The sequence below is a fragment of the Halorubrum sp. AJ67 genome (assembly GCF_000513435.1).
The window spans coordinates 420352-424215 of the sequence record NZ_CBVY010000002.1; the positions used below are offsets into that span (position 1 = coordinate 420352).

General features: G+C 65.5%; 6 protein-coding genes, 2 tRNA genes and 1 pseudogene. 8 read left to right on the plus strand and 1 reads right to left on the minus strand.

The features are described from left to right. Window positions 1-152, minus strand: a pseudogene (locus BN903_RS16385) (alcohol dehydrogenase); the annotation flags it as partial. Between the two features lie 265 nt (window positions 153-417). Between BN903_RS16385 and BN903_RS03730 the strand changes: the two are divergent. The 8 genes from BN903_RS03730 to BN903_RS03765 all read left to right on the plus strand — a co-directional run bounded on the left by BN903_RS03730 (window position 418) and on the right by BN903_RS03765 (window position 3829). Beyond that, window positions 418-503: transfer RNA gene (locus tag BN903_RS03730), tRNA-Ser, on the plus strand. A gap of 56 nt (window positions 504-559) precedes the next feature. After that, window positions 560-1081 (plus strand): 30S ribosomal protein S13, encoded by a 522-nt coding sequence (locus BN903_RS03735; RefSeq protein WP_048076423.1) that lies wholly within the window; start codon window positions 560-562, stop codon window positions 1079-1081. Further along, window positions 1078-1605 (plus strand): 30S ribosomal protein S4, encoded by a 528-nt coding sequence (locus BN903_RS03740; RefSeq protein WP_048076424.1) that lies wholly within the window; start codon window positions 1078-1080, stop codon window positions 1603-1605. The genes BN903_RS03735 and BN903_RS03740 overlap by 4 nt, the downstream gene beginning before the upstream one ends. 4 nt (window positions 1606-1609) lie before the next feature. Beyond that, on the plus strand, window positions 1610-2002 hold the full coding sequence (locus BN903_RS03745; protein WP_004595254.1) for a 30S ribosomal protein S11: 393 nt from the start codon (window positions 1610-1612) through the stop codon (window positions 2000-2002). A 1-nt stretch (window position 2003) separates the two neighbouring features. Continuing rightward, entirely contained in the window at window positions 2004-2756 is a 753-nt protein-coding gene (locus tag BN903_RS03750) for a DNA-directed RNA polymerase subunit D (RefSeq protein WP_048076425.1), read from the plus strand. A 149-nt stretch (window positions 2757-2905) separates the two neighbouring features. Next, a tRNA-Leu gene (locus BN903_RS03755) sits at window positions 2906-2990 on the plus strand. Window positions 2991-3029: 39 nt separating this feature from the next. After that, the gene (locus BN903_RS03760; protein ID WP_048076426.1) at window positions 3030-3383 is read left to right on the plus strand and encodes a 50S ribosomal protein L18e; all 354 of its coding nucleotides are present in this window, start codon (window positions 3030-3032) and stop codon (window positions 3381-3383) included. After that, complete coding sequence (locus BN903_RS03765) at window positions 3380-3829, plus strand: 50S ribosomal protein L13 (protein ID WP_048076427.1); 450 nt, start codon at window positions 3380-3382, stop codon at window positions 3827-3829. The genes BN903_RS03760 and BN903_RS03765 overlap by 4 nt, the downstream gene beginning before the upstream one ends. The last annotated feature ends 35 nt before the right edge of the window (window positions 3830-3864 follow it).

Below are 3864 nucleotides of genomic sequence, written 5' to 3' on the forward strand. Positions count from 1 at the left end.
GGCATCCCGCGTCGCGTCCAGATGTCGAGGTGGTTCAGCGCGCCGGCCTTGACGTCGATCACCACCTCGCCGCGGTCGGGTTCGGGGTCGGGGAAATCGCCGTACTCGATCACGTCGCGGTCGCCGTGGTCGCCGAACTGAACGGCCTTCATGTTCGGACCCTCCCGCGGAACCCACTAAACAGTACGCCTCACGGAACCGGGTGACACGGCTTTCACGGGACCGACCGATCCGCCGGGAACCGAACGGGCCTCGCGAAACCGAAACCCCGGCGGCACTGGGTGGCGGCGACCGTGCGAATCGCCCACAGCGACCCGACCGATTCGTGATGTTTAAGTACCGAAAGCGGGAGGTAACGAACGCACGAACTGTAGGGGCGTCGGGCCCCGAGTCCGAGAGGGCGATGTTACAACGCGGGTTGCGGTAGCCAAGCTTGGCCCAAGGCGCAGGGTTGCTAACTCTGTGGCGTCACTGCCTCCGGGGTTCGAATCCCCGCCGCAACGCTCGAACGGACGAGTACCGCCGGATTCGCGCCGGTAGGACTCACCACAACCAACACATGAGCACGGAAGAATCACAGGACGACTCGCCGGAGGAGGAGGAAGACCTCCAGTACTTCGTTCGGATCGGGGGCGCGGACCTCGACGGGACGAAGACGGTCGAGCGAAGCCTGTCCGAACTCGACGGCATCGGCACGCGCACGGCGCGGCTGGTCGCCGAGAAGGCCGACGTGGACCGAAACGCCACGTTCGGGCTCCTCGATGAGGATGACATCGACGCGGTGGTCGACATCGCCGAGAACCTCGAAGACCACGTCCCGTCGTGGATGACGAACAGACAGAACGACTTCTTCACCGGAGAGACGACGCACCTCGTCGGCACCGACGTCAACGAGAAGCGCCGCCACGACATCAACCGGATGAAGATCATCGAATCGTACAAGGGCGTGCGTCACAAGCGCGGACAGAAGGTTCGCGGCCAGCGCACCAAGTCCACGGGTCGCTCGGAGGGGACCATCGGGGTCAACGTCGAGGAGATCCGCGAGGAGATGGCCGACGAAGAGGAGGGTGACGACGAATGAGTACCGGGAAAAACACGAAGGGCTACGAGACGCCGAACCACCCGTACCAAGGCGAGCGCATCGCCGAGGAGTCCGACCTCCTCTCGCGGTACGGTCTGAAGAACAAAGAGGAGTTCTGGCGCGCCCAGTCCGAGCTGCGCAACATGCGTCGGGAGGCCCGACGGCTGCTCGGCGAGGCGCAGGGTGACGTCGACGCCGCTCAGGACGCCGGCGCGGAGTTCGTCGCACGACTCCGCCGCATCGGCATCCTCGGCGACAACGACGACATCTCGACGGTCCTGTCGCTCGACGTGACCGACCTGCTGGAGCGCCGCTTCCAGACGATCGTCTACCGTCAGGGGTTCGCCTCCTCGACCCAGCAGGCCCGCCAGTTCATCGTCCACGGCCACATCACCGTCAACGGCGCTCGCGTCACGCGCCCGTCGGTGAAGGTGGACGTCGACGACGAAGGTGCCATCGCCTTCGACGAGAACAGTCCGCTCGCGGACGATCTCCACCCCGAGCGCGCGGAGTCACAGGAGTAACATCATGAGTGAATCCGAAGACGGAGGAAAGTGGGGCATCGCCCACGTGTACGCGTCGTTCAACAACACGCTCATCACGGTCACCGACGAGACGGGAGCCGAGACGATCGCCAAGTCGTCCGGCGGCACCGTGGTGAAGCAGAACCGCGACGAGGCGTCGCCGTACGCCGCCATGCAGATGGCGGAGGTCGTCGCCGAGCGCGTCAAGGACGCCGGTCTGGAGGGCGTACACGTTCGCGTGCGCGGTCCCGGCGGCAACCTCAACAAGTCCACCGGTCCCGGTGCGCAGGCGACGATTCGCGCGCTCTCGCGTGCGGGCGTCGAGATCGGCCGGATCGAGGACGTCACGCCCATCCCGCACGACGGGACGAAGGCACCGAAGAACAAGCGAGTCTGACATGACCGAAGACGAATTCGACGTCCAGTACGTCGAACGGGACGAACGCAGCGCGCGGGTGCTGATCCGCGGGCTCACGCCGGCGTTCGCCAACGGCATCCGCCGGGCGATGATCGCCGACGTCCCGACGTTCTCGATCGACACGGTCCGGTTCGTCGAGAACTCCTCGGTCATGTTCGACGAGATGATCGGCCTGCGTCTGGGGCTCGTTCCCCTGACGACGCCGCTCGACGACTTCGAGGTCGGCGACGAGGTCACCCTCGCGCTCGACGTCGAAGGCCCGGCGACGGCGTACTCCGGCGACATCGAGAGCAGCGATCCGCTCGTCGAGGTCGCCGACGACAACGTCCCGATCATCGAGCTGAAGGAGGGACAGCGGTTGGAGTTCGAGGCCGACGCGGTCCTCGACACCGGCAAGGAGCACGCCAAACACCAGGGCGGCGTCTCCGTCGGCTACCGCCATCTCCAGCGCGTCACGGTCGAAGGCGACCGCGGCGAGTTCGACGACGACGAGCCGAACATCCTCCGCGGCGTCATCGAGACCCCCGACGGAGCGATCGAGCTCACGGACGAGTTCGACAACGACCTCTCGGAACGGTTCCCCGGGAAGGAGGTCGCGGTCGAGGACGTGCCGGGCGCGTTCGTCTTCCACATCGAGACGGACGGCTCGTTCGACGTCGAGGAACTGCTGCTCCGCGCGATCGACTCCATCGAGGAGCGCGCGGACGAACTACAGACGAAAGTCGCGGTATAAGGAAATGACGGCCCTTCGAACCAATCCCCTGACCGTCGCCCCCGCCGACAGCCCCGGTGCCGCCTCAACCGACGAGGTGGCCGCCGCGGGCTCGGCGGACGGCGGGACCGAAAGTGGTTTGAAGGGAGCCGGAATACGGTGGAGTGCACGCAGGGATAGCCAAGTCAGGCCAACGGCGCAGCGTTCAGGGCGCTGTCCTGTAGAGGTCCGCAGGTTCAAATCCTGCTCCCTGCACTCCGTTTTCCACGAACTCTCCGTTCAGGAGGGACAGCTATGAGTAGCAAGACGAACCCGAAACTACAGAACCTCATCGCCGATCTGAAGTCGGTCTCGCGAGATTCCGGTGCCAACGTGTGGCAGGATGTCGCCGACCGATTAGAGAAGCCACGGCGCACGCACGCTGAGGTCAACCTGGGCCGCATCGAGCGGTACGCTCAGGAAGACGAGACGGTCGTCGTCCCCGGCAAGGTGCTGGGCAGCGGTGTGCTCGAAACGAACGTCACCGTCGCTGCGGTCGACTTCTCCGGGACCGCCCGGACGAAGATCGACCAGACCGGCGAAGCGGTGACGCTGGAACAGTTCATCGAACAGAATCCCGAAGGAAGCAACGTGAGGGTACTCCGATGAGTCTCGCGAAGGTAGACGCGGACGTCGTCGTCGACGCCCGCGACTGCATCCTTGGTCGCGTCTCCTCGGAGGTCGCACAGCGCGCCCTCGCCGGGGAGACCGTCGCCGTCGTCAACGCCGAGCGCGCCGTCATCACCGGCAACGAGGAGGCGACGATGGAGACGTACCACACCCGCGCGGAGCTCGGCTCCGACAGCGGGCCGTACTACCCCAAGCGCCCCGACCGCATCTTCAAGCGCGCCATCCGCGGCATGCTGCCGTACAAGTCCGAGGACGGCCGCGAGGCGTTCTCGAACGTGCGCGTGTACGTCGGGAACCCCTACGAGCGCGACGAGGACGTCGAGAGCGTCGTTCTCGACGGCACCTCGCTCGACCGACTCTCGAACATCAAATTCACGACGCTCGGATCGATCTCCGAGTCTCTGGGAGCCAACGTCACATGGTAACGAACACCTCAGGCAAGAAGAAGACGGCCGTCGCC